The sequence below is a fragment of the Streptosporangium saharense genome, assembly GCF_014203715.1.
In the GTDB taxonomy this organism is placed as follows: Bacteria; Actinomycetota; Actinomycetes; order Streptosporangiales; family Streptosporangiaceae; genus Streptosporangium; species Streptosporangium saharense.
In genome coordinates, this window is sequence record NZ_JACHJP010000004.1 from 200,795 (window position 1) to 224,730 (window position 23,936).

Below are 23,936 nucleotides of genomic sequence, written 5' to 3' on the forward strand. Positions count from 1 at the left end.
GTGCTTCCCAGAGTCGTCATCGCCGAAGACCTCTACCTCCTGAGAGACGGGCTGGTCCACCTGCTCCAGGCCCACGACTTCGAGGTCGTCGCGGCCGTCGAGTCGGGCCCGGAACTGCTCACCGCCCTGACCACCCTGCGCCCCGACGTCGCGGTCGTGGACGTACGGCTCCCGCCCACGTTCACCGACGAGGGGCTGCAGGCGGCGCTGGCCGCGCGCCGGGCCGTACCCGGCCTGCCCGTGCTCGTCCTGTCCCAGCACGTGGAGCAGCTCTATGCCCGCGAACTGCTCGCCGACGGCTCCGGCGCCATCGGCTATCTCCTGAAGGACCGGGTGTTCAACGCCGAGCAGTTCATCGACGCGGTACGGCGGGTCGCCTCGGGCGGCACCGTCATGGACCCCGAGGTGATCGCCAAACTCCTGGCCAGCACCGCACGGCACCAACCCCTCGGCGCGCTGACCCCCCGCGAACGGGAGGTGCTCGAACTGATGGCCGAGGGCCGCTCGAACGCGGCCATCGCCCAGCGGCTGTACCTCAGCGAGAGCGCGGTCGGCAAACACACCGCGGGCATCTTCACCAAACTGGGCCTCTCCCCTTCGGACGACGACAACCGCCGCGTCCTCGCCGTGTTGGCCTATCTGAACGCCGCCCGCTGACCCAGCCTGACCGGCAGTTTGCTCAGGCCGTGGATGATCAAAGAGGGCAGGTGGTCCAGGGTTTCCCTGGCCAAAGTGAGGGTGGGGAAGCTGTCGAACAGGGCGGGGACGGCGATGGCGGCCTCAAGGCGGGCCAGGGGAGCGCCGATGCAGTGGTGTGGGCCGACGCCGAAGGCCAGGTGTTCGGCCGGGGGTCTGGCCGCGTCGAAGCGGTCGGCGTCCTCGCCGTGCTGGCACGCGTCGTGGCCCGCGGCGAAATAGGTCGCGAGGATGGCGTCACCCGCCGGGATGGCCACGCCGTCCACCTCGATGGGCTCCGTGGCGTACCGCAGCGGGAAGTTGGCGACCGGAGGCGACCAGCGCAGAACCTCCTCGATCACCGCCTCCCAGGTGAGCCGCCCCTCCCGGACCCCGCGTAGCTGGCCGGGGTGGGTGAGCAGGGCGTGGACCGTGCTGTTGATCAGATCGACGGTGGTCTCGTGCCCGGCGCCGAGCAGCGCCATCAGCGTGTCGCGCAGTTCGTCGTCGCTCAGCCGGTCGTCCTCGTAGCGGGCGTTGATCAGATCCGTGGTCAGGTCGTCGCCCGGATGCTCCCGTTTGTGCCCGATCAGCCGAGGGAAGAGCGTCCTGATCCTGGTCGAGGTGTCGGCCGACTGCTCGGCGGTCGCGGCGCTGTCCACGAAGGCCGTGGAGATCCGGGCGACCTCGGGCCGCATGTCCTCGGGAATGCCGAAAAGCTCGCAGATCACCTTCAGCGGCAGCGGGTGGGAGTAGACGACCCGTAGGTCGACGATCTGGTCGGCGGGCAGTTCGACGAGGCCGTCGAGCAGGTCGGCGACGATCCGCTCGATGGTCGGCCGCATGGCGAGGGTACGGCGGGCGGTGAAGCTGGGCGCGATGAGGTTGCGCAGCCGCCGGTGCTCCAGACCGGAGGCGTTGACCATGTTCCGCATGCCGATCCACAGGTTGAGCCAGCCCCACTCGGGCCGTGCCTCGACCTGCGGCCACAGGCTCCAGTGCCGCCGTGGGTCCTTGCTGACCCGGGGATCGAGAATGACCCGCTTGAGCAGGTCGTGACGGGTGATGGCCCAGACGGGCACGCCACCGGGAAGCTCGACCCTGACCACGGTGCCGAGGGCACGCAGCCGGGAGACCTCACCGGGGACGTCGCTTCCGTAGGGATCCAGGGCGACGGGCGAAGGGGAGATGGCCATGCGGGCACTCCTGCCACCGTCGATTATTCGCCGGAGAACACTCAGAACACTAAATTCGTCAACGCCGTACGTCAACAATTCTTTTTCACGGAAGATCATGGCTCTGAACTGGGAGAACCTCGAAAAGGCCGACCGCCGGGGAGGAAAAGGCCCGCCCTTTATGACTCGGGGTCCGGAGCCGTCCGGAAAGCGTCGAGGAATGTGACGCAGCGGCCGAGCAGGGCGACCAGTGTCTCCCTTTCCTCGGGGGTGAACTCCGCGGCGAGTCCCCGTTCGACCCGCACCGCGCGGGGGTCGGCGGCGGCCAGCACCCGTGAGCCCTTCTCGGTGATGCGCGTCTCCAGGACGTTCCTGTGCCACTCGTGCGGGGTGCGCTCGACCAGGCCGTGCTCCTGGAGGTTCTTGAGCACGGTGTTCATCGTCGGCGGGGTGACCGCGCACGCCCTGGCCAGCGCGGCGGCCGAGATGCCGGGGTTGGCGGACAGGTGCATCAGCGCCGCGTACTGCGAGACGGTCAGTCCCGCCTGCTTCAGCGCGGCGTTCTTGGCCGCGCTGAGTGCCTGCTCGGCGCGCTTGAGGTGGGAGCCAAGGCGCTCGGAGACAGGCAACTCGGTCATCCACGCATGGTAACAACCCCGGCATTAAAGCGTTGACGACCATTAGAGGTCTAACTACAGTGTGCATCCGTACAACACGTACGACACTGTCAAGCATGTGCAGACGAACAGAAGGGCACCATGTCCCCGCTCCGCTCGACGGCCGTAGCGGCCGCGCTCCTCATCACGACGCTCGCCCCCGCCCTGCCCGCCTCGGCCACGAAAACCCAGGTCTCCACCGCGTACGAGCTTCCCGGCGACCGGGTCTACCCCGAGGGCATCGCCGTCGATCCCCGCACCGGCGACCTCTACGCCGGGTCCTACACCGACGGCACGGTCTTCAAGATGACGCCGGGCCACCGGGTCGCCAAGGTCTTCCTGCCCGCGGGCGCCGACGGGCGTGACACCGCCAACGGCCTCAAGGTCGACCGGGCGGGACGGCTGTGGGTCACCGACTCCACGACCGGGGTCTCGGTGTACGACACGCGCAGCCGACGCCTGCTGGCCACCTTCGTCGTCCCCGGCAAGGGCGCGACCTTCGTCAACGACCTCGCCATCACCCCGGACGGCAGCGCCTACCTCACCGACTCCGTCCGCTCCGTGGTCTACCGCGTCACACCGAAGCAGCTCGCACGGGCGGCCGGAGGCAGGGCGACGCTCACCCCCCGCTTCGACCTGAACAAGGTCCTCGACCCACGCGAGCCCGGCGCATTCACCCTCAACGGGATCGTCGCCGACCCCTCGGGCCGCTACCTGCTGACCGTCGACATGACCGGCGCCGACCTGTACCGCCTCGACCCCGCCTCGGGCGCGATCCGCAGGGTGGCGCTGACCGGCGGCGACATGCTGCACGCCGACGGGCTCGAACTGCGGGGCGGCAGGCTCTGGGCCGCCCACAACGTCGACAACGTCATCAGCCGCTGGAAGGTGACCGGGAACGGCTCCGCGGCCCGGGTCGAACGACGGCTGACCGACGAGGCCCTCCAGGTCCCGACGACGCTGGTGTTCGGGAACGGCACGCTCCACGTGGTCCGCTCCCAGTTCGACAAGGGCGGACCGCTCGGCGAGGGCACCCCGCAGATCCCCTTCTCCATCGCCGCCGTACGGGGTATCTGAGCACCCTCCCCCACCCGCGAGAATATTGGGACGTTCATTCCCTTTTCTTGGGAAATGTCGTCACCGACGCGGGAGGGGGAGACCACCGTGCCGCAGTGGCTCCAGGCGGGCCTGTGGGGAACCGCCGCGGGAGGAGCCCTCGTCGTCGGAGCGGCCGTCGCCTGGCTGGTACGGGTCCCGGCCGCGATCATCGCCGGGATCATGGCCTTCGGCGCGGGCGTGCTGATCTCGGCGCTGTCCTTCGAGCTCATCGACGAGGCAGAACGCTCAGGAGGACTCGCCCCCACGGCGACCGGCTTCCTCGCCGGTGCCTGCGCCTACGTCGCGGCCAACATGCTCCTGGCCCGGTACGGCGCGCGCCACCGAAAGCGCTCCGGCGACCGGCAGCCGTCGGAGGGCGACGTTCAGGGCAGCGGCACGGCCATCGCCGTCGGCGCCCTGCTCGACGGAATCCCCGAGTCGGTCGTGCTCGGCCTGTCGCTGCTGGACGGCAGGGGCGTCGGAATCGCCGTCCTGGCGGCCGTTTTCATCTCCAACGTCCCCGAGGGCCTCTCCAGCGCGGCGGGCATGAAACGGGCCGGGCGCGGCGCGCCGTACGTCTTCGGAGTCTGGGGTGGCATCGCCCTGGCGAGCGGGCTGGCGGCCCTGGTCGGCCACCTCACCCTCCGGGACGCCTCGCCCGCGACCGTCGCGATGATCACCGCCGTGGCCGCAGGGGCGATCCTCACCATGGTCGCCGACACGATGATCCCCGAGGCCTTCGAACGCGCCCATCTCTTCACCGGCCTCATCACCACGCTGGGCTTCCTGACGGCCTTCACCGTGGAACGCCTCGGCGCGTAGCCGTCGAATCCCCCGAAGGACGGACGATCACTCGCCCGGCAGGGGGACGCCTTCACGGTACGGCCACGGCCACCATGTGATCGCCGTTCCCGGGACGGCCTGAGCCGTCATCACGCGCTCTTGGCACACACCGAACAACCACGGAGGCCGGAGAACATGAACGTGTACAAGAAGGCTTTGCCCGTCGCGATCGCGACGGCCGCACTGGCGACCCTGACCGCGGCCCCCGCGTCCGCAGCGCCGACCACCCTCGCCGTGACGGTCAAGGTCCAGCTCAAGACCACCTCGACCGTGAAGGAGTCGGCCGGGGTGTGGTTCACCTGCCCCACCAACCAGGTGCTGACCGGCCGTTCCCACTCGGGTGACGAGAACGGCTACACCACCTACTACTGCAGCTCGATCACCGTCAACGACCAGCCGGTCCAGCACGTGGTGCTGGGGCTGTGGAGCGGCCCCCTGAAGGAGAGCAGGTCGCACTACGTCGCACCGAACGACCAGGCCATCGTCGGCAGGTGGCACTCGGGCGACGAGAACGGCTCCACGAAGTACCTCGCGGGCATGTTCTTCTGGCAGGGCCAGCAGTTGCGCTTCTCCTCCGCTCCGACGTGGAGTGGCGCTCTGAAGGAGAGCAAGCACTCGTGGCAGGCGGGCAACGGCCAGGTCATGATCGGCCGCCAGCACCAGGGTGACGAGAACGGCACCACGAAGTACCTGTCCGCCCTGGTGACGCTCGCCGGCTGATCCAGCCCGTGTGCCCCCTTCGGTTCGCTTGGGCGAACAGCGGTGATGATGGAGGCTGTCGTCAACGGATCGAAGGGGGCTTTCGTGAGCATTCAGGAGTTCGACCGGCGCGCGGTGCGGGCCAGCGTGGACGTGGTGGCCGAGGTGACGGTTGACGACCTCGGCAGGCCGACGCCGTGCGCGGGATGGACGCTGGCCGACCTGCTCGCCCACATGACCGTCCAGCACCACGGCTTCGCCGCCGCCGCCAGGGGCGCGGGAGCCGACCCGGAGATCTGGAAGGTGAAGCCGCTCGGGAGCGACGCCGTCCCGCTCTACACCAAGGCGGCCGAGGAGGTGCTCGCGGCGTTCGCCGAGGACGGCGTGCTCGAACGGGGCTTCACGCTGCCCGAGTTCGCCCCGCCGGAGCCGGGCGGCAAGCCGGTCTTCCCCGCCACGCGGGCCATCGGCTTCCACTTCATCGACTACCTGGTGCACGCCTGGGACGTGGCCCGCTCCATCGGCGTCGACTACCGGCCAGAGCCGGACCTGGTCGAGGCCGCCTGGCCGATCGCCCTGGCGGTTCCCGACGACGAACGGCGCACCAGGCCGGGAGCCGCCTTCCAGCCGGGCCTGCCCGTGGACGGGACCACGTCGCGTTTCGACCGCGTCCTCGCCGTGCTGGGCCGTACCCCTGACTGGACCCCCGCCTCCTGAACCCCGGGACACGGGAACGCAGCGTGACCACCGACCGACTGAGTGATATGTCAGTATCAGCGGTTTGTCGGTAGGAACGGCTACCGTTCTCCGGAGTACGGCCACCGCATGTGGTGGTGCCGTTCGGGACGAAGGGATGCTCAGGTGAAGTTCCGGGTCAACCGTGATGTCCTGGCCGACGCCGTGGTCTGGGCCGCTCGTGCCCTGCCGAACCGCCCGGCCGTTCCCGTGCTCTCCGGCCTGTTGCTCAAGGCCGACGGTGAGGACCTGGTGCTGTCGGCCTTCGACTACGACGTCTCCGCCCGCGCCACGATCGAGGCCGACGTCGCCGAGCCCGGCAGGGTGCTCATCCCCGGCCGCGTCCTCGCCGAGATCACCCGCAGCCTGCCCGCCCAGCCCGTCGAGATCGTCACCGACGGGTCGGAGGCGGTGCTGACCTGCGGAAGCGCCGAGTTCGGCCTGCTCACCATGCCCGTCGAGGACTTCCCGACGCTGCCCGAGATCCCGCGGAAGATCGGGGCGGTCGGCGGCGGGGTCTTCGCGAGCGCGGTCGGCCAGGTCGCGCCCGCCGCCAGCCGTGACGAGACCCTCCCCATGCTGACCGGCGTCCGCGTCGACATCGCGGGCGAGCAGGTGACCATGGCCGCCACCGACCGCTACCGCATCGCGGCCAGGGAGTTCGAGTGGCGCCCCGAGCAGCCGGACGTCACGGCCGCCGCGATGGTCCCGGCCCGGGTGCTCGTCGAGGTGGCGAAGTCACTGCGCGGCGGAGAGGTCTCGATCGGCCTGGGCGACGGGCTCGCCGGGTTCGAGAGCCTCGGCAGGAGCACCACGGTCCGGCTGCTCGACGAGCAGTTCATCGACTACCGCGCCCGCCTGACCGCCGACTGGCCGATCAGGGCGGACATCCGGGTCGCCCCCTTCGTCGAGGCGATCAAGCGGGTCGCGCTGGTCGCCGAGCGCAACACCGCGATCAGGCTCACCTTCGGTCACGGCCAGGTGCTCATCCAGGCGGGCGGTGGCGACATCGGCCGGGGCACCGAGGTGCTCGACGCCGAGCTGACCGGCGAGGAGATCCAGATCGCCTTCCAGTCGCACTTCCTGCTGGACGGCCTGAGCGGTGTCGAGACCGAGTTCGTACGGCTCAACATGCAGTCGTCCAGCCGTCCCGCCCTCATCACCGAGGTGCCGGGAGACGCGGAACCGGCCTTCCGCTACCTCGTGATGTCCCTGCGCGTGGGCGTCTGACCCCGGAGAGGGAAAACGGCGGCCCACCTGCCGTGGGCCGCCCGAAGATCAACTGGTGAGTTCCTGCGCCTCGGTGAGGGCGATCAGGATGTGCTCCATGCACGCGTGACCGGCGCGCTCGGCCGCGGCGGCGTCGCCGGCCGTGATGGCGCGGGCGATGGCGTCGTGCGGGATGTAGGTGCTGTTGAGCGAGGTGCCCGCGGCGGTGATGCTGGCCCGCAGGGCGGCGGAGAAGTCCTCGTAGAGGTCGATGAGGACCAGGTTGTGGGTCGCCTGGACGACGGCGACGTGGAAGGCGAGATCCGCCTCGACGAAGGCGGTCGGCTCACCCGACTCCCAGGCCTGCTCCCGGTTGGCCAGCGCGGCCTCGATGTGGGCGATGTCGGCCTCGGTGCGCCGGGTGGCAGCCAGCCTGGCGGCCTCGACCTCGAGGGCGCGCCGTACCTCCAGGATCTCCAGCTGCTCGGCGGCACGCAGTCGCCGCAGCATGGCACCGGAGAGTTCGCTCGTCGCGCGGACGTAGGTGCCGTCACCCTGTCGGCATTCGAGCAGACCGGCGTGGGTGAGCGCTCTCACGGCCTCCCGCACGGTGTTGCGCCCGACCCCGAGCTGCTCGGCGAGCACGGTCTCGGTGGGAATCTTCGTGTTCATCTTCCAGGAGTTCGACGTGATCTGCTCTTTGAGCTGGTCGATCACCTGGTCAACGAGAGACGCCCGCTGCGCCGTACGCAGACTCACAGTCCGCCTCCTCCGGAGAAACCAATCATCCTATGAGTCAATGACTGGTAGACCCTAGTTATTCCGGAGGCAGAAAAACAAATCCGGAGCGCCGGAGGAGGCGGATTGCTTTATCGAACCAGTGTCGAATCGACCGTCATTCCCACCATCGCGTCGCGGACTCCCGCTGCCTCAAGAGCCTTACGATACGCGTTGGTCTGTTCCTCTCCCGCGCCGACCCTGCCGTAGAGGTCGCCCAGCTCACGCCAGGCACGCGCCACCTCACGGTCAGGATTGGACCGCTCCGAACGCAGGGCATGCAGAAGCTCCCCCGCGGTGTTCAGCCGTGGCAGGACCCCACCCTCTCCCCGCGAGAGCGCGGCCTGGGCAAGGACCAGGTGCGCGGCTGCGGCGGTCGGGCTGGCCTGTCCGGACAGCGTGTCGAGGGCCGACGAGGCCAGGTTCACCGCGCCGTCCGGGTTACCGCTCCCGAGCTGGAGACGGGCCAGGACCACGAGGCTTCCCGCGTACTCGTTGACCTTCTCGTCGAACGTGGCGAAGACCCCGCTGGCAGCGGTGGCCAACTCGTAGACCTCCTCGGAGGAGGTTCCGAGAGAGACCGTGAGTCTCGCCCATTCCAGTGCGATCCCGGCGAGGCGGAAGGCCATCCGGGCGGGTCGGCCGGTCGCGATGGCGTCGTCGGCGAGCCGTACCGCCAGTGCCGAGTCCTCACCCTCCGCCGCGGCGACGCTCGCCTGCCAGAGGGAGTGGATCTCGGCGGTGCGGTTGACCACCGACGGGACGCCGTTGACCGCCAGGATGTGCCTGACATACGACAGGCCCGGAGACTGGGGCCTGGCAGCCTCGGTCTCCACCAGCGCGGCGGCCAGTTCGATCGCGATCTCGCCCTGCGTCAACGCCAGGTGGTTGACCTGGCTGAGGGCGTAGGTGGCCAGATCGTGCGCGCGGAGCGTGTCGCCCGCGCGCTGGTAACAGCGGCTCAGCGCGACCGTCAGAGGAAGGTCTGCCAGCCGCTCGGGGTGCGCGGCGGCCTCGCGGCGGAGCCGCTCGAACGCCTCTACCGCTGGTCCGACTCGGTCCTGGGCCTCCAGCGAGCGAGCCCGTCCCAGCCGCGCGTGCGCGGCCAGCATGGCGTTCTCCTCGCCGGCGACCTTGACGATCTCGCCGAACCGTTCCGCGGCGACCCCGGGGTCGCCATGCTGCAGCTCAAGCTCTGCGTGGCGCAGGCCGAGCTCGGTGTCGATCCGCTGGCGCGGCTCGATCCCGTGCAGCAAGAACTCGGTAGTGCACCCCAGCCGTTCGGCGAGAAGACGCGCGACCACGGGGGTCGGCGTGCGCTTGCCGGACTCGATGAGGGAGACATAACTGTCGGAGAGGTCAGGCCCTGCCAGCTGGGCCTGAGACATGCGCCTACTCAGCCGCAGTCCGCGGACGCGGTCACCGATGGTTCCCTGACTCGGCATCTGATCTCTCAGGGCGGGGGATGGTCAATGTTCCCGCCATGATTGCACGAAGCAGTCGAATCGGTAACCCCACGTGAAGAGAATCCACCTGCGGACTCTTCGGGCCCCTATGTCATACGGGACATAGGGGCACTAATCATCCGAATCGTTGCCGCCGGGGAAGAGCATCTGACAGACCTCTAGGTAGATGGTCTCCGGATAGGGGATGAAGTTGATCCTCGACAGAGCCTGGTCCTGACCCGCTGACTCCAGGACGAACTCGCCGTATCCCAGCATGCGACCGAGCAGTGAGCGCTGGAAGCTCATGTCGGTCACCTTGCCGAGCGGCATCATGTCCACCTTGCGCGTGATGAGGCCGGTGGTGAGCAGAACGCGCTTGGAGGTGACGATGAAATGCTCAACCGACCATTCCGCCACTTTCCACACAAAACGGATCAAAAGGAGGAGCCATGCCCACCAGACGATCACCAGGGCGGTGCCCCCGGCACTCTGTCCCCCGAACCACCTGCTGAGCAGGCCGGCCAGGATCAGACCACCGAAGACCTCGGCGATGGGGCGAAGCAGTACGGCCGGGTGAAGCCGTACCATGATTACTTGTTGCTCGTGGGGGAGTAGGTAGCGGTTGACCGACGCGGGAGCCGAGTCCCCGTGGGTCACCAGCCTCATGACAGATGGGATACGAATTGGGCCAGAGAATTGGCCGCGTTGAACATGGTGTCCATGGCGCCCCTAACTGTGTTCGCTGCGTCACCCGGTCTTGTGAAGAGGTAGAACGCCACAAAAGCAATGGCGCTGTACGTCAGAACCTTCTTGACCTGCACTGCGGCCTCCTACGACCACTCACCCACTGCACCCGCCGTATACATTACCCATGCCATTCGCGAGGTAAAGCGACTTCCACGACCGGGTCACGATCTCCGCGACGGAACCCGGCCGGGACGGTGTGACTTTCGTCACCCGCCTTCACTCGCGGCCAGCGCGAGGACCTCAAGGTGCTTGCGGGCGATCCGTTCGACCAGCACCGGATGGGCCTGGCCGGTCACCTCAAGCGCGCCGTAGTGCGCCGCCTGGATGCAGCGGGTCACCGTGGCCGCCGGGTGGACCTCGGAGAACTCGTTCCGCAACGCGGCACTGACGTGCTCGTACGGGTCCGGCTCCTGGTCCGGGATGGTCCGCTCGCTCATGTTTCTCCCTGGTGTGTGCCCGCGGCCATCCCCCGGCCGGGAACACGGAAGAGATGTCCTCGTCACCGCTCGTACCCATTCAAGCACGTTGAGTAACGAAGGGGGGAGGTAACGACTCCCTCCACACCGGGAAGATCTTCAGACCACGCCGTAGAGGCGGTCCCCCGCGTCACCCAGGCCGGGGACGATGTAGCCGTGCTCGTTCAGCCGTTCGTCAAGGGCGGCGGTCACCAGGCGGATAGGCCTGTCACTGCCGGCGAAGGCCTCGTCCATGTGGGCGATCCCCTCGGGGGCGGCCAGCAGGCACAGCGCGGTCACGTCGTCGGCGCCGCGGTCGAACAGGAACCGGATCGCCGCCGCCAGCGTGCCCCCCGTGGCCAGCATCGGATCGACCACGTACACCTGACGCCCGGACAGGTCGTCGGGCAGCCGTGTCGCGTAGGTCTCCGCCTTGAGCGTCTCCTCGTTGCGGATCATCCCCAGGAAGCCGACCTCGGCCGTCGGCAGCAGCCGGGTCATGCCGTCCAGCATGCCCAGGCCCGCGCGCAGGATCGGCACCACCAGCGGGTACGGCTGCGCCAGCCGTACACCTCGGGCCTTGGCGACCGGGGTCTCGACGGTCACGCCCGTGACGCGGACGTGCCGGGTCGCCTCGTAGGCCAGCAACGTCACCAGCTCGTCGGCCAGGCGCCGGAAGGTGGGCGAGTCCGTGCGCGCGTCCCTGAGGGCGGTCAGCTTGTGCGCCACCAGCGGGTGCTCGACGACGAGGGTCTCCATGGAGGCCAACGCTATCCCGGACGGCCCGGCCCAAGACAGCGGGGCGACATCGCCCGCTCACCCGGATTTGGATCACAATTTGGCGCCGGAAGCGTACGGCGACGCGGTGCTTCTGAAAGCATTGACGTCCGTAGCGAACGCACCGGTGGGGATGGCCATGTCAGACGAAGACCCTCTGGACTTTGCCATCGTCGTCTATCGCGAGGACGACAGCTGGGAGGCGGAGCTGCTTCCCGTCGCGCTCACCTCCGACCTTGAGGGCCTCATCCACGCCCTGCGCCAGCAGCCGAGCATCAACGGGACGATTGGCCTGGTCGCCGTTGGGGATGAGTTCTTCGTGGCGTTACGAGTGTTCGGTGAGCATGTGGAGGTCTTCCTCTCCGACATCGCCGCGTCCTGGGACTTCCCCCTCGCGCGGCAGGCGCTGGAATACCTCGACGTGCCGGTGCCCGACGAGGACGAACTGGACGCGATCCTCCAGGACGAGGAGACGGCCCTGCCCGCCGGGGACCTCTCGATCTTCGCCGACCTGGGGCTCGACGAGATGGAGCTCGGCATCCTCTCCGGGGACATCGACCTCCTTCCCGAGGACGTGCTGTCCAGCATCGCCGCCCGTCTGGGATTCTCCGAGCCCTTCGAGCGCGCGATCGACTCTGTGTTCGGCTGACCCCGGGAGACCGGCAATGTCCTCCAGGCAACCCGCTGGCAGTGTGTTCTCCGCGGCCTTCGTCCGCACCGAGGACGGATGGAACGGCGCCGAGGTCGATCTCGGCGCCGCGGAGATATCCGATGATCTGGGCGACGCAGTGCAAGAGAGTCTGGGGCTCAACGGTGACGAGCTGGCCCTGCTGTGCGTCGAGGTCGAGGACGAGTGGTTCGCCATCGTCCGCTACGAGGGAGACCGGGAGCCGCGGGCTTTCCTGTCCGACGCCCAGGCGGGCCTGACGGACGGGCTCGGCGAGCTGTTCACCGAGCTGGCCGGGGTCGCCCCCGACAAGGAGACCCCCGACCTCGGTGTACGGCCCGCGGGCGACTTCGAGCTGCTGAGCGACCTGGGGCTGAGCCCGGAGGAACTGGTCGAGCTGAGCATGGAGGAGGGCGCGCTCCCCGCGGACACGCTCTCGGTGATCGCCGAGCGGCTGGCCTTCGCGGACGAGCTCGACCGGCTCCGGTGACCTCGCAGGCGTACGCCGCGGGGATGCGGCTGGCCCTGCGTCAGGCCGCGGAGGCGGGCGCCAGGGGCGAGGTGCCGATCGGCGCGGTCGTCCTCGACGGTGACGGGACCGTGCTGGCCGAGGCGGGCAACGACCGTGAGTCCCTGGCCGACCCGACCGCGCACGCCGAGGTCCTGGCCCTGCGGCGGGCCGCCCTGGCCCGTGGCGAGTGGCGGCTGACCGGCTGCACGCTGGTTGTCACCCTTGAGCCGTGCACGATGTGCGCGGGGGCCGCGGTGCTGGCCAGGGTGGACCGGGTCGTCTACGGCGCCGTCGATCCCAAGGGGGGCGCGGCGGGCTCGCTGTGGGACGTGCTGAGGGACCGCCGTCTCAACCACAGGCCCGAGGTTGTCATGGGGGTGCTGGCCGAGGAGTGTGCCACGGTCCTCACCGAGTTCTTCGCCTCTCGCCGGATGCGCGAGCAATAGCGGATATCCGGTAAGCTGCTCGGCGGTGGAGTCGCCTAGTGGCCGAGGGCGCACGCCTCGAAAGCGTGTGATGGGGCAACCTATCCGTGGGTTCAAATCCCACCTCCACCGCCACGAAGTCAGAAGGGCTCCCGGTTCGCCGGGAGCCCTTCTTCGTGTCCTCAGTCCTCGGGGAGTTCGAGGACGCGGGCGTGCAGGATCGAGCGTTGGTGCAGGGCCGAGCGCAGGGCCCGGTGCAGGCCGTCCTCCAGATAGAGCTCGCCGCGCCACTGGACCACGTGCGGGAACAGGTCGCCGTAGAAGGTCGAGTCCTTGGCGAGCAGCGAGTGCAGGTCGAGCACCGTCTTCGTGGTGATCAACGTGTCGAGGCGGACCTGCCGCGGCGGTATCTGCGCCCACTCGCGATGCGAGAGACCGTGCTCGGGGTAGGGCCGTCCATCACTGACCAGCTTGAAGATCACAGTACGTAGTTTATGAGAGATTCGGACTCTTTGCCTGCCGGGCTGCCCTTCTCCCAGGTCAGCGACGGCCTCAGATGCTTCCCGAGAAGGTGTCGCAGCGGTTGGGGTCCCCGGACTCGTAACCGGTGGTGAACCACTTGACACGCTGCGCCGACGTTCCATGGGTGAAGGCGTCCGGATTCACCCGGCCCTGGGTGCGTTCCTGGATGCTGTCGTCCCCCACCGCGGAGGCGGCGCTCAGGGCCTGCTGGATGTCCTGCTGGGTGAAAGGCTTCTCGAACAGGCCTGTCTTGTAGGCGTTCTTCGCCCACGCGCCGGAGTAGCAGTCGGCCTGCAGCTCAAGCCTGACCGAGCCGCTCTGCGCTCCCTGCCGGTCGCCCTGGGCCTTGGCGTTGGTGCCCAGGAGGTTCTGCACGTGGTGGCCGTACTCGTGCCCGATGACGTACGCCTGGGCGAACGGACCGCCTTCCGCTCCGAAACGGGTGCGCAGTTCGTCGAAGAAACTCAGGTCGAGATAGACCTTCTGGTCGGCCGGGCAGTAGAACGGGCCGACCGAGGCGTCGGCCGCGCCGCAGGCGGTGTTCACCTGGCCGGAGAACATCACCGTCTTGGCCGGCTGGTAGCCCTGCACGACCGTCGGCCAGTAGTCCTGGATGCTGTTGACCACCCCGACCACCCGGCACTCCTCGTTCTGGTCGGCGTCCTGGCCCGTCTTGCACTTGGCCGCCAGGTCGGTTCCCGGCCCGACCGGGGCGGGGTCGCTCCCGCCGACGATGCCGCCGGGGTCGATGCCGAACACCAGAGCCACGATGAGCGCGATGATCCCGGCCGCGCCCCCGCCGACCGCGAGACCACCGCCGGGGATCCCTCTACGGCCGCCGCTCTCCACCTGTGAGCTGTCCAGCCGGGCGTCGTCCCTGAAATCCATCGCAGACGTCCCTTCGATCCGCTTGGACCCCCAACTGCCCTCCACGGGCCCGGACATGCCTCGGGTACGGCTCCGCGTCCCGGCGGCGGGCTCGGCGGCATCGACTTGCACGAAATATATCCCCCACCTGCAGCTTTTCACCGCCGACGAGGGAAATATCGTCACATGTGGCAAACGCGGATGGTAATCACCAATGTGCTCTTTGTGATGGCCGTGGTCCTCGGCAGCGGTCCGGGTGCCGACCCGCGGCCACCCAACAAGGCGGACCTCGAAACCGGTCCCCTCGGCAGCGGATCCGCCGTGGCCGTCCCCGCGGCGAGGGGTCCGCTGACGCTGGAGGCCGACTACCGCAGGGGCATCGCCAGGGTGCTGCCGTCCGTCGTGCAGATCACCTCGCAGTCGGGCAAGGAGATCAGCGAGGGGTCGGGCATCGTCTACGACACCCTCGGACACATCGTGACCAACGCCCACGTGGTCGGTGACGCCAAGCGGTTCGAGGTCATGCTCGCCACCGGCGGCGCTCCCCGTACGGCCAGGCTCGTCGGGACCTACAAGCCGGGGGACCTGGCTGTGATCAAGGTGGACGACGCGTCGGGCCTCGTCCCCACCGGGTTCGGGAACTCCGACCAGCTCGCCATCGGCCAGATCGTGCTGGCCATGGGCAACCCGCTCGGCCTGTCGGGCAGCGTGACCGACGGCATCGTCTCCGGGCTGAACAGGACCGTCCAGTTCTCGGCGGAAGGACACGAGACCGTGGCCCCGACCGCGACCGGCCTCATCCAGACCTCGGCCGCGATCAACCCGGGCAACAGCGGCGGCGCCCTGGTCGATCTCGCGGGTCAGGTCGTCGGCGTGCTGGTCGCCGACCTGGTGAGCGTCGAGACGGGCAGCGTCCTCCCCGGCATCGGCTTCGCCATCCCGTCCAACACCGTGAGCCGCGTCGTCCGCCAGCTCGTCGAGAAGGGCGAGGTCACCGACGCCGACCAGGCGGGCCTCGGCGTCATGGCGCAGACCGTGGTCGACCGGCACGGCAGGCCGACCGGCGTCGGGGTCATGCGGACGGCCCAGGAGCCGGGCCGGGGAGGCGGGACGCAGACAGCGCTCAGGCCGGGCAACGTGATCGTCGCACTCGACGACACGCCGGTCCTGACCGCGCAGGACCTCGCCCGCGCGCTCGCCGCCCACAGGCCCGGCGACTCCGCCAAGGTGGAGCTCCTCAACCCCGACGGCTCGACCACCACCACGACCGTACGGCTCGGCACCTCCCGTGGCGACTGAGCACTACAGGGGCCGGACAGCACGAAGGGCCCGGGTGGATAGTCCGGGCCCTTCGCTTCTGCTGCTCAACCAAGCGCGGAGGATAGGAGATTCGAACTCCTGAGGGGTTGCCCCCAACACGCTTTCCAAGCGTGCGCCCTAGGCCAACTAGGCGAATCCTCCGTGGAGAAGCTTACCGAACTTTCGGCAGTGCGTTGACCACATATTCGAGGCATGTTCTTCGGTGGGCGTTCGGGACGCCGAGCACTCGCCGCAGAGGCTAGACTGTGCCAGGACCCCTCGCGCGGCGTCATCCTGTGAACCTCCCCAGGGTCGGAAGGCAGCAAGGATAAGCAGGCTCTGGCGGGTGTGCGAGGGGTCTCTTCGTTGCAGGCTCCCTCGCAGGTGGGATCGTCGCATGAGTCTTGCGCTGTACCGCAAGTACCGGCCCGGGACCTTCGCCGAGGTCAAGGGCCAGGAGCACGTCACCGAGCCGCTGCGGCAGGCGCTGCGAAGCGGCCGGATCAACCACGCCTATCTGTTCAGCGGCCCCAGGGGCTGCGGCAAGACCTCCAGCGCGCGCATCCTGGCCCGTTCGCTGAACTGCGAGAAGGGGCCGACCCCCGATCCCTGCGGAGAGTGCGAGTCGTGCGTGGCGCTGGCGCCGACGGGGCCCGGCCACCTCGACGTCATCGAGATCGACGCCGCCTCGCACGGTGGTGTGGACGACGCCCGCGACCTGCGGGAACGAGCTTTCTTCGCACCCGTCTCCGCGCGCTTCAAGATCTACATCATCGACGAGGCGCACATGGTGACCCGCGAGGGGTTCAACGCGCTGCTCAAGCTCGTCGAGGAGCCTCCGCCGCACCTGAAGTTCGTCTTCGCGACCACCGAGCCGGAGAAGGTCATCGGGACGATCAAGTCCCGCACCCACCACTATCCCTTCCGGCTGATCCCGTCCGCCTCGCTGCGCACGCTCATGGAGGAGATCCTCACCTCGGAGAACGTCCCGTTCGAGCCCGCCGCGCTGCCGCTGGTGGTCAGGGCGGGCGCCGGGTCGGCCCGTGACTCGCTGTCGATCCTGGACCAGCTTTTCGCCGGCTCCGACGAGGCGGGCATCACCTACGCCCGTGCGGTCTCCCTGCTCGGCTACACCGATGGCGACCTGCTCGACGACATGGTCTCCGCGTTCGCGGCCCGCGATGGGGCGAAGGTCTTCCAGGCCGTGAACCGGGTGATCGAGGGCGGTCACGACCCTCGCAGGTTCGCGATGGACCTGCTGGAGCGCTTCCGTGACCTGGTGATCCTGGCGAACGTGCCAGAGGCCGCGACCAGCGGGCTGCTCGACCGTCCCGGTGACGAGCTGGAACGGCTCCAGCAGCAGGCGTCCTCGATGGGGCCGGCCGAGCTGACCCGCGCGGCGGAGATCTTCAACGAGGGGCTGACCGAGATGCGCGGGGCGGCCTCGCCCCGGCTGCTGCTTGAGCTGATGTGCGCCAGGACGCTGCTGCCCGGGGTCTCCCGGGACGAGACAGCGCTGCTGACCCGGCTCGAACGGCTTGAACGCGGCGGGGTCACGGTGGTCCAGGCGGCGCCCACGCCCGCGCCCGCACCGGCCCCCGCGGTCGTCGTCCAGACCCCGGCTCCCACGCAGGCTGCTCCGGTCCAGGCGGCGCCCGCGGCAGCCGTACCTGATCGGGGTAAGGACGACGACTGGCCCGCTCCCACGCGGCCGGGAGCCCAAACCGCGCCCCAGGCGGAGACTCCGGTCGTGGCTCCTTCCGCGGGGCCGGTGGGAGCCCTGGGGGCCGACGCGGCGGGGGTGCAGCAGGCCTGGCCGCAGGTGCTCGCGGTCCTCAAGCAGCGCAGCATCGTCGTCTGGGCGAACGTCAACACCAACGCCCAGGTCGTCGGGGTCGAGGGCAGGGTCGTCACGCTGGGCTTCGCCCAGGTCGGCGCGATGCGCAACTTCGTCGGCGGCGGCAAGGACGTGGTGGTCGCGGCGGCGCTGCAGGACGTGCTCGGCGGCAACTGGAAGGTCGAGGCCGTCGTCGGCGGCTCACCCGCCCCCGCCGCTCCCCGCCCGCAGGCTCCGCCGCCCGTCCCACCGCGCCACGAGCCCCCTCAGACGGCCCCCCAGGCGCCCGCGCAGGGATCAGCCCAGGCGCCCGCTGCGGGGCCCGCCGCGGGACCGGCGGGAGGTACGGCCCCGCCCGCGGCGCCGCCTTCCCAGGAGGTCCAGCGGGCTCCTCAGGCCCCGCAGGCTCCGCAGGCGCAGCCCCGCCAGAGTCCGCCCGCGACCGACGAGTCGTGGCCGGACGCCCCGCTGCCCGAGGACCCGGGCTCGCCTCCGCCGCCCAGCCCAGGACTGGCCGCAGCGCGCTCGGCCGCCAGGGCCGCCGCCCAGACCGGGCCGAGGGCCGCCGCCTCCAAGACGGCCTGGCCGGAGACCGTACCGGGCAGGGCGGCCGGCTCCGACGAGGTCGATCCGCTCACCGACGCCGACATCGACACGCTCACCGGCATAGCCCTCATCCAGCGTGAGCTCGGCGGCCGGATCATCGAGGAGATCGACCACTCCTGACGCTCCGTCAGAACGGGCCGAGGGCGGCAAGGCGGATCGCGGCGGTCACCGCGCGGTGGTCGCCGGGGGGAAGCATGGCGACGAGCCGCTCCAGGACGTGGACGTCGCCCCTCGCCCCCTCGGTGTTGGCGTAGGCCCACAGGTCGTCGGGAGAGCCACGGGTCAGGAGATGGGCGCGGACCCGGCATTCGAGCTCCTCGCGCTCGTCACGGACCGCGGGGGCGTCGGAGCGGGGCAGCAGCGGCCCGCCGTACGCGCGGGCGACGGCCGCGGCGTCCTCACCGGCGAGCAGGCGGCGCAGGGCGAGGAAGTCGGCCCGCACCACACAGGTCAGCCGGTACGGCCTGGCCGCGACCACGGGGCCGAGTTGCAGGCGCAGGCGGTGGATCTCGGCGCGGGCCGTCACCGGGTTGCCCGCGTCGCCGTACAGGTGGAAGGAGAGCTGTTCGGCCGTCACGCCCCTGGGGTTGAGGGCCAGCACCGTGAGGATCTCGGCGTGGCGCGGGGACAGCGGGACGTGGGCGCCGTCGAGGTCGGCCGTCGGATGCCGGGAGCCGAGGAAGGACAGGCTCAGCACGGGCGCGTCCGCCCCGCCGAGGACCCGTAACAGGAAACCGTCGCGGACCGGGGACAGCAGCGCGGTCTCGCCGTCGGGCAGCACGATCCGGTCGCCGGAGGCGGGCAGCCGTACGCGCTCACCCCAGTGGCGGGTCCGGTCGGAGGCGACGACGCGGCCCGTCGCGGTGACCAGTGCGCCGGGCTCGCCGCGCAGCGCCGTCAGGTGTTCGTCGTTGCGGGTACGGAACAGGTCGTCGCGCTCGCGCATGCGCAGCGCGAGGTGGCTCTCCGCCAGCTTGGCCGTGGTCTCGACGAGGGCAACGGTCGTCGGGTGCAGGGCGTGCATGGTGCCGCTGATGTCCACGCAGCCGATCACCTCGCCGCTGTCGGGATCGACGATCGGCGCCGCCGAGCAGGACCAGGGGTGCAGCGCCCTGACCAGGTGTTCGGCGGAGAAGACGTGGACGGGGCTCCGGGTGGCGAGGGCGGTGCCCATGCCGTTCGTCCCGATCGCCCGCTCGCCCCAGTGGAAGCCGTCGGCGAGCCCGACCTCGTCGGCCATGCCCATCACCTGGCGGTCGCCGTCGCGCCAGAGCACCCGGCCCTCCTCGTCGGTGACCATCAGGATGTGCGCGCTCGCCGAGGCGGCGTCGAGGAGGGTTCCCGAGACCAGCGGCAGCAGGGCGCCCATGGGGTGGTGGGAACGGACCTCCGCGAGGTCCTCCCGCTCGAAGGCGGGTGGCGCCGCGCTCGCCTCGGGATCGACTCCCGCGTCCATGGACCTGCGCCACGAGTCGGAGATCAGGCCGCGAAGGGCCCCGTCAGGTGGTCGGGCGCCGCTCAGCACGGACTCGTGCAGGCGGCGCAGCCGTACCGAATGGGCGTTCGGGTCCGGGACGGATTCCCGGCGGCTGCCGGACATGTGGCTCCCCAGGAATTCAGACCGATTGCCGAAGCATCGGTTGTCGGAGTGGGTGCCCGCAACCGGTTCGGCGAAAAGGGAGTGCGAAGGGTGATTGAACGATCGCAACGTGTGTGCAACCTGAGGTCGGTTACCTTCACACCACACGCCGCCGTGTGCGGCCGCTCCGGCGCGTGTGATGTCGGGTCCCGGACGTCGTGGAGGGGGGCCGGGACCCGACAGGACCGTCATGAACCGACGGAACGGGTTTAGTCACCACATGGGGGGAACACGGGCATGCGCCAGTACAACACCCGCCTCCGACCCCGTAGGCTCGTGACGACTGACGTCACGGACGAGGAGCACAACGACGGTGAACCCAGGGGATGTCAACCTGCAGCAACTGCTGGAGCAGGCACAGCTCATGCAGCAGCAGCTTGTGAGCGCTCAACAGGAGCTGAACGACGCCCAGGTCGAGGGCTCGGCGGGCGGCGGACTGGTCGTCGCCACGGTCAACGGCGGCGGTGAGCTGCTCGAACTGCGGATCAGCCCCGAGGCCGTCGATCCCGGCGATCCCCAGGACACGGCCGACACCATCGCCGACCTTGTCATCGCGGCGATCAGGGACGCGGTCCGCGCCGCGGCCGACCTCCAGCAGGAGAAGCTCGGCCCGCTCGCCCAGGGACTTGGAGGCGGTAGCGGCCTCGGTCAGCTACCCGGGTTCTGAGCCATGTACGAGGGGGTCGTTCAGAACCTGATCGACGAGCTGGGCATGCTGCCCGGAGTCGGCCCGAAGAGCGCCCAGCGGATCGCCTTCCACCTGCTGGCCGCAGAGCCCGCCGACGTGAAGCGGCTCGCCCATGCCCTGCTTGAGGTCAAGGACAAGGTTCGCTTCTGCCGGACCTGCGGGAACGTCGCCGCCGACGAGGAGTGCCGGATCTGCCGTGACGCCCGGCGCGATCCCCACGTGATCTGCGTGGTCGAGGAGTCCAAGGACGTCGTGGCGATCGAGAAGACCCGCGAGTTCCGCGGGCGTTACCACGTGCTCGGCGGCGCGATCAGTCCGATCGACGGGGTCGGCCCCGACGACCTGCGCATCCGCGAGCTGATGACACGCCTGGCCGACGGCCAGGTCACCGAGCTGATCCTCGCCACCGACCCCAACCTTGAGGGGGAGGCGACGGCGACCTATCTCGCCCGTCTGGTGAAGCCGATGGGACTGAGAGTCACACGACTGGCCAGCGGGCTGCCCGTGGGAGGCGACCTCGAATACGCCGACGAGGTTACCCTGGGCCGCGCGTTCGAGGGAAGGAGGCTGCTGGATGTCTGACGCATGGGGTGCCCTGGCGGAACGGGTCGCCGGGCACGCGGAGAACTACATCGACGGCCTGACCAGGCTGGCGAACGGCGAGGGCGGCGACGCCATCCTGCCGTTGCTGCTGGTCGAGGTCGCGCAGGTCAGCTCGGCGGGCGCGCAGCTCGGCGCCAGTCAGGACGTGATCCTGTCCGGCAACTGGGAGCCGCACCTGAGCGAGGACCCGGACGTCGATGTCGTCCGTACGGCCCTGGCCGAGCGGCTCGGTCCGGTCGACGACTACGCCGAGGTGTTCGATCCCTACAAGGACACCTCGGTCACGCCGTACCGGCTGTCCGACGACCTGACGGCGGTGGCCGCGGACCTCCTGCACGGGCTCAGGCACTACCAGGCGGGGCGTCCTCTTGAGGCGCTGTGGTGGTGGCAGTACTCCTACTTCAACACCTGGGGCAACCACGCGGGGGCCGCCCTGCGCGCCCTTCAGGCGCTCGTCGCCCACACGCGGCTGGACGTCGCCGAAGAGCGCACAACGGTGTGATTGTCCACATAATGGGCCAAACCAGAAGTGTGATACCTGGGCGCCATTAGACTGAGAGCTCCACAGCCCTAGATTGCTTCGGAGACATCTCGTGGCGCTCGTTGTTCAGAAGTACGGTGGTTCGTCCGTCGCCGACGCGTCCTGCATCAAGCGGGTCGCCCAGCGGATCGTCGCGACGAAAAAAGCCGGCAACGACGTCGTCGTGATCGTCTCGGCGATGGGCGACACGACCGACGAGTTGCTCGACCTCGCCCAGCAGGTCTCGCCGCTGCCGCCGGGACGCGAACTCGACATGCTCCTCACCTCGGGTGAGCGCATCTCGATGGCGCTGCTGGCGATGGCGATCGCCAACCTGGGCCAGGAGGCGCGCTCGTTCACCGGCTCCCAGGCCGGTGTGATCACCGACTCCTCGCACGGCCGCGCCCGCATCATCGACGTGACGCCCGGCCGGATCCGCGAGGCCGTCGGCGACGGTCAGGTGGCGATCGTGGCCGGGTTCCAGGGGGTCTCCCAGGACACCAAGGACATCACCACGCTCGGCAGGGGCGGTTCGGACACCACGGCCGTCGCGCTCGCCGCAGCCCTTGAGGCCGACGTGTGCGAGATCTACACCGACGTGGACGGGGTCTTCACCGCGGACCCGCGCATCGTCCCGGTCGCCCGCAAGATCCCCAGGATCTCCTACGAGGAGATGATGGAGATGGCGGCCTGCGGCGCCAAGATCCTGCATCTGCGCTGCGTCGAGTACGCCCGCCGCTTCGACCTGCCGATTCACGTAAGAAGCTCGTTCAGCACCAAGGAAGGCACGTGGGTCTCCTCCGACCCCGACAGTGAAGGAACACAGATGGAGCAGCCGATCATCTCCGGCGTCGCGCACGACCGGAGCGAGGCCAAGATCACCGTTGTCGGGGTTCCCGACAAGGTTGGCGAGGCTGCCACGATCTTCAAAACGCTGGCCGACGCCGAGGTCAACATCGACATGATCGTGCAGAACGTGTCGGCTGCCGCGACCGGTCGGACGGACATCTCCTTCACGCTGCCCACGAGCGACGGCTCCACGGCCCTGACCGCACTGAAGAAGATCCAGCAGAACATCGGCTTCGAGACGCTGCTGTTCGACGACCAGATCGGAAAGGTGTCGCTGATCGGCGCGGGCATGCGCTCGCACCCCGGCGTCACCGCGACGTTCTTCGCCGCCCTCGCGGACGCGGGGGTCAACATCGAGATGATCTCCACCTCGGAGATCCGCATCTCGGTGATCGTCGGACAGGACGAGGTGGACTCGGCGGTCAGCGCCGCCCACCGCGCGTTCAATCTCGACGCCGACCAGGTTGAAGCTGTGATCTACGGAGGTACCGGCCGATGAGCCGCAAGCCCACCCTCGCTCTGATCGGCGCGACCGGTGCCGTCGGCACCGTCATGCGCGACATCATCTCCAACCGGGAGGACATCTACGGCGAGATCAAGCTCGTCGCGTCCGCCCGGTCCGCGGGCAAGGTCCTGCGGGTCCGCGGTGAGGACCTGGTCGTCCAGGAACTGACCGCCGAGGTCTTCGACGGCGTCGACATCGCGATCTTCGACGTGCCCGACGAGGTCTCCGCCGTGTGGGTGCCGATCGCCGCCGAGCGCGGCGCGGTCGCCATCGACAAGTCCGGCACGTTCAGGATGAACCCCGAGGTGCCGCTGGTCGTGCCCGAGGTCAACCCGCAGGCCGCGCGCAACCGCCCGCTGGGCATCATCTCGACCCCCAACTGCACCACGCTGTCGATGATGGCCGCGATGGGCGCCCTCCACTCCGAGTACGGCCTGCGCGAGCTGGTCGTCGCCTCCTACCAGGCCGTCTCCGGTGCTGGTGTGGCGGGTTCCGGGCGTCTCTACGACGAGGTCGAGGCGCTCGCCGGTGACAGGACGGTCGGCCAGAGCGTCGGCGACGTGCGCAAGGTCCTGCAGAACAAGCTCGGCGACGAGGAGTCTCCCTTCCCGGCGCCGATCGCGTTCAACGTCGTGCCGTGGGCGGGCTCGCTCAAGGACGGCGGCTGGGCCTCCGAGGAGATCAAGCTCCGCAACGAGTCCAGGAAGATCCTCGGCATCGACGACCTTCGGGTCTCCGCGACCTGCGTCCGCGTTCCGGTGATCACGACCCACTCGCTGGCCGTGCACGCGACCTTCGAGCGGGAGATCACCGTCGCCGACGCGCACCGCATCCTGGAGGCGGCGCCGACGGTGGTCGTCATGGACGACCCGGCCAACGGTGTGTTCCCGACCCCTCTCGACGTCGTGGGCACCGACCCGACCTACGTGGGCCGGATCCGTCAGGCGCTCGACTTCCTCAACACCCTCGACCTGTTCGTCTGCGGCGACAACCTTCGCAAGGGCGCGGCCCTGAACGCGGCGGAGATCGCCGAACTGGTCGTGGCCGAACTCGCGTAGCTCATGCCTCTGTTTCCGGGCGGGTCGTCGTCGTACGGCCCGCCCGGAG

The 23,936-nt window shown here is 69.4% G+C and carries 26 protein-coding genes, 2 tRNA genes and 1 other RNA gene; 18 read left to right on the forward strand and 11 right to left on the reverse strand.

From position 1 onward, the window contains the following. On the forward strand, nucleotides 1-657 hold the full coding sequence (locus FHS44_RS20555) for a response regulator (RefSeq protein WP_184717059.1): 657 nt from the start codon (nucleotides 1-3) through the stop codon (nucleotides 655-657). Here the strand turns inward: FHS44_RS20555 and FHS44_RS20560 are convergent. Both FHS44_RS20560 and FHS44_RS20565 read right to left on the reverse strand, forming a co-directional pair. After that, nucleotides 636-1,871: a cytochrome P450 family protein gene (locus FHS44_RS20560; RefSeq protein ID WP_184717060.1), complete on the reverse strand. Its 1,236-nt coding sequence runs from the start codon at nucleotides 1,869-1,871 to the stop codon at nucleotides 636-638. The two genes, FHS44_RS20555 and FHS44_RS20560, sit on opposite strands and share 22 nt — an antisense overlap. A 158-nt stretch (nucleotides 1,872-2,029) precedes the next feature. Next, a complete protein-coding gene (locus FHS44_RS20565; protein ID WP_184717061.1) occupies nucleotides 2,030-2,488 on the reverse strand; it encodes a MarR family winged helix-turn-helix transcriptional regulator in 459 nt (152 codons plus the stop codon). Nucleotides 2,489-2,608: 120 nt separating this feature from the next. Here FHS44_RS20565 and FHS44_RS20570 point away from each other — a divergent pair, with 120 nt between their 5' ends. The 5 genes from FHS44_RS20570 to dnaN all read left to right on the forward strand — a co-directional run bounded on the left by FHS44_RS20570 (nucleotide 2,609) and on the right by dnaN (nucleotide 7,111). Beyond that, nucleotides 2,609-3,583, forward strand: coding sequence for an SMP-30/gluconolactonase/LRE family protein (locus FHS44_RS20570; RefSeq protein ID WP_184717062.1), 975 nt, complete (start codon nucleotides 2,609-2,611; stop codon nucleotides 3,581-3,583). Nucleotides 3,584-3,637: 54 nt separating this feature from the next. Then, the gene (locus FHS44_RS20575) at nucleotides 3,638-4,426 is read left to right on the forward strand and encodes a ZIP family metal transporter (RefSeq protein ID WP_221461102.1); all 789 of its coding nucleotides are present in this window, start codon (nucleotides 3,638-3,640) and stop codon (nucleotides 4,424-4,426) included. Between the two features lie 156 nt (nucleotides 4,427-4,582). Continuing rightward, on the forward strand, nucleotides 4,583-5,167 hold the full coding sequence (locus tag FHS44_RS20580) for a hypothetical protein (protein WP_184717064.1): 585 nt from the start codon (nucleotides 4,583-4,585) through the stop codon (nucleotides 5,165-5,167). Between the two features lie 84 nt (nucleotides 5,168-5,251). Next, the gene (locus FHS44_RS20585) at nucleotides 5,252-5,863 is read left to right on the forward strand and encodes a TIGR03086 family metal-binding protein (protein ID WP_312863749.1); all 612 of its coding nucleotides are present in this window, start codon (nucleotides 5,252-5,254) and stop codon (nucleotides 5,861-5,863) included. A gap of 144 nt (nucleotides 5,864-6,007) precedes the next feature. Then, nucleotides 6,008-7,111 (forward strand): DNA polymerase III subunit beta, encoded by a 1,104-nt coding sequence (gene dnaN / locus FHS44_RS20590; RefSeq protein ID WP_184717066.1) that lies wholly within the window; start codon nucleotides 6,008-6,010, stop codon nucleotides 7,109-7,111. Between the two features lie 48 nt (nucleotides 7,112-7,159). Here dnaN and FHS44_RS20595 read toward each other — a convergent pair whose 3' ends face one another. The 5 genes from FHS44_RS20595 to upp all read right to left on the reverse strand — a co-directional run bounded on the left by FHS44_RS20595 (nucleotide 7,160) and on the right by upp (nucleotide 11,273). Beyond that, nucleotides 7,160-7,849 carry a FadR/GntR family transcriptional regulator gene (locus FHS44_RS20595; RefSeq protein ID WP_184717067.1) on the reverse strand — a complete coding sequence of 230 codons (690 nt, stop codon included), beginning with the start codon at nucleotides 7,847-7,849 and terminating at the stop codon, nucleotides 7,160-7,162. Nucleotides 7,850-7,959: 110 nt separating this feature from the next. Next, nucleotides 7,960-9,312 carry a helix-turn-helix domain-containing protein gene (locus FHS44_RS20600; RefSeq protein ID WP_184717068.1) on the reverse strand — a complete coding sequence of 451 codons (1,353 nt, stop codon included), beginning with the start codon at nucleotides 9,310-9,312 and terminating at the stop codon, nucleotides 7,960-7,962. Nucleotides 9,313-9,444: 132 nt separating this feature from the next. Continuing rightward, nucleotides 9,445-9,978, reverse strand: a complete 534-nt coding sequence (locus FHS44_RS20605; RefSeq protein WP_184717069.1) for a PH domain-containing protein — start codon at nucleotides 9,976-9,978, stop codon at nucleotides 9,445-9,447. Nucleotides 9,979-10,265: 287 nt separating this feature from the next. Then, nucleotides 10,266-10,496 carry a hypothetical protein gene (locus FHS44_RS20610; RefSeq protein WP_184717070.1) on the reverse strand — a complete coding sequence of 77 codons (231 nt, stop codon included), beginning with the start codon at nucleotides 10,494-10,496 and terminating at the stop codon, nucleotides 10,266-10,268. A 138-nt stretch (nucleotides 10,497-10,634) separates the two neighbouring features. Next, entirely contained in the window at nucleotides 10,635-11,273 is a 639-nt protein-coding gene (gene upp, locus FHS44_RS20615; protein ID WP_184717071.1) for a uracil phosphoribosyltransferase, read from the reverse strand. A 151-nt stretch (nucleotides 11,274-11,424) separates the two neighbouring features. On the opposite strand from upp, the gene FHS44_RS20620 reads away from it, so the two are divergent. The 4 genes from FHS44_RS20620 (at nucleotide 11,425) to FHS44_RS20635 (ending at nucleotide 13,029) form a co-directional block, all read left to right on the forward strand. Next, entirely contained in the window at nucleotides 11,425-11,940 is a 516-nt protein-coding gene (locus FHS44_RS20620) for a tRNA adenosine deaminase-associated protein (protein WP_184717919.1), read from the forward strand. 16 nt (nucleotides 11,941-11,956) lie between these two features. Continuing rightward, nucleotides 11,957-12,448, forward strand: coding sequence for a tRNA adenosine deaminase-associated protein (locus FHS44_RS20625; protein ID WP_184717072.1), 492 nt, complete (start codon nucleotides 11,957-11,959; stop codon nucleotides 12,446-12,448). A gap of 23 nt (nucleotides 12,449-12,471) precedes the next feature. Continuing rightward, a complete protein-coding gene (gene tadA / locus FHS44_RS20630) occupies nucleotides 12,472-12,915 on the forward strand; it encodes a tRNA adenosine(34) deaminase TadA (RefSeq protein WP_184717920.1) in 444 nt (147 codons plus the stop codon). Nucleotides 12,916-12,939: 24 nt separating this feature from the next. Next, a tRNA-Ser gene (locus tag FHS44_RS20635) sits at nucleotides 12,940-13,029 on the forward strand. Nucleotides 13,030-13,076: 47 nt separating this feature from the next. Here the strand turns inward: FHS44_RS20635 and FHS44_RS20640 are convergent. Next, nucleotides 13,077-13,376, reverse strand: coding sequence for a type II toxin-antitoxin system VapB family antitoxin (locus FHS44_RS20640; RefSeq protein WP_184717073.1), 300 nt, complete (start codon nucleotides 13,374-13,376; stop codon nucleotides 13,077-13,079). A gap of 70 nt (nucleotides 13,377-13,446) precedes the next feature. Further along, nucleotides 13,447-14,304: a KPN_02809 family neutral zinc metallopeptidase gene (gene ypfJ / locus FHS44_RS20645; protein ID WP_184717075.1), complete on the reverse strand. Its 858-nt coding sequence runs from the start codon at nucleotides 14,302-14,304 to the stop codon at nucleotides 13,447-13,449. A 207-nt stretch (nucleotides 14,305-14,511) separates the two neighbouring features. On the opposite strand from ypfJ, the gene FHS44_RS20650 reads away from it, so the two are divergent. Next, nucleotides 14,512-15,582: a S1C family serine protease gene (locus tag FHS44_RS20650; protein WP_246435770.1), complete on the forward strand. Its 1,071-nt coding sequence runs from the start codon at nucleotides 14,512-14,514 to the stop codon at nucleotides 15,580-15,582. A 76-nt stretch (nucleotides 15,583-15,658) separates the two neighbouring features. Here the strand turns inward: FHS44_RS20650 and FHS44_RS20655 are convergent. Then, a tRNA-Ser gene (locus tag FHS44_RS20655) sits at nucleotides 15,659-15,744 on the reverse strand. A 108-nt stretch (nucleotides 15,745-15,852) separates the two neighbouring features. Here FHS44_RS20655 and ffs point away from each other — a divergent pair. Both ffs and FHS44_RS20665 read left to right on the forward strand, forming a co-directional pair. Beyond that, nucleotides 15,853-15,948, forward strand: an RNA gene (gene ffs / locus FHS44_RS20660) — signal recognition particle sRNA small type. 31 nt (nucleotides 15,949-15,979) lie between these two features. After that, nucleotides 15,980-18,145 (forward strand): DNA polymerase III subunit gamma and tau, encoded by a 2,166-nt coding sequence (locus FHS44_RS20665; RefSeq protein ID WP_184717079.1) that lies wholly within the window; start codon nucleotides 15,980-15,982, stop codon nucleotides 18,143-18,145. Nucleotides 18,146-18,152: 7 nt separating this feature from the next. Here FHS44_RS20665 and FHS44_RS20670 read toward each other — a convergent pair whose 3' ends face one another. Then, entirely contained in the window at nucleotides 18,153-19,625 is a 1,473-nt protein-coding gene (locus FHS44_RS20670) for a helix-turn-helix domain-containing protein (protein WP_184717081.1), read from the reverse strand. 352 nt (nucleotides 19,626-19,977) lie between these two features. Here FHS44_RS20670 and FHS44_RS20675 point away from each other — a divergent pair, with 352 nt between their 5' ends. The 5 genes from FHS44_RS20675 (at nucleotide 19,978) to FHS44_RS20695 (ending at nucleotide 23,887) form a co-directional block, all read left to right on the forward strand. After that, complete coding sequence (locus tag FHS44_RS20675; protein WP_184717083.1) at nucleotides 19,978-20,331, forward strand: YbaB/EbfC family nucleoid-associated protein; 354 nt, start codon at nucleotides 19,978-19,980, stop codon at nucleotides 20,329-20,331. Nucleotides 20,332-20,334: 3 nt separating this feature from the next. Further along, entirely contained in the window at nucleotides 20,335-20,934 is a 600-nt protein-coding gene (gene recR, locus FHS44_RS20680) for a recombination mediator RecR (protein WP_184717085.1), read from the forward strand. After that, nucleotides 20,927-21,457: a DUF5063 domain-containing protein gene (locus tag FHS44_RS20685; protein ID WP_184717087.1), complete on the forward strand. Its 531-nt coding sequence runs from the start codon at nucleotides 20,927-20,929 to the stop codon at nucleotides 21,455-21,457. Before recR ends, FHS44_RS20685 begins: the two co-directional genes overlap by 8 nt. A gap of 91 nt (nucleotides 21,458-21,548) precedes the next feature. Then, entirely contained in the window at nucleotides 21,549-22,823 is a 1,275-nt protein-coding gene (locus tag FHS44_RS20690) for an aspartate kinase (RefSeq protein WP_184717089.1), read from the forward strand. Beyond that, a complete protein-coding gene (locus FHS44_RS20695) occupies nucleotides 22,820-23,887 on the forward strand; it encodes an aspartate-semialdehyde dehydrogenase (protein WP_184717091.1) in 1,068 nt (355 codons plus the stop codon). Before FHS44_RS20690 ends, FHS44_RS20695 begins: the two co-directional genes overlap by 4 nt. The last annotated feature ends 49 nt before the right edge of the window (nucleotides 23,888-23,936 follow it).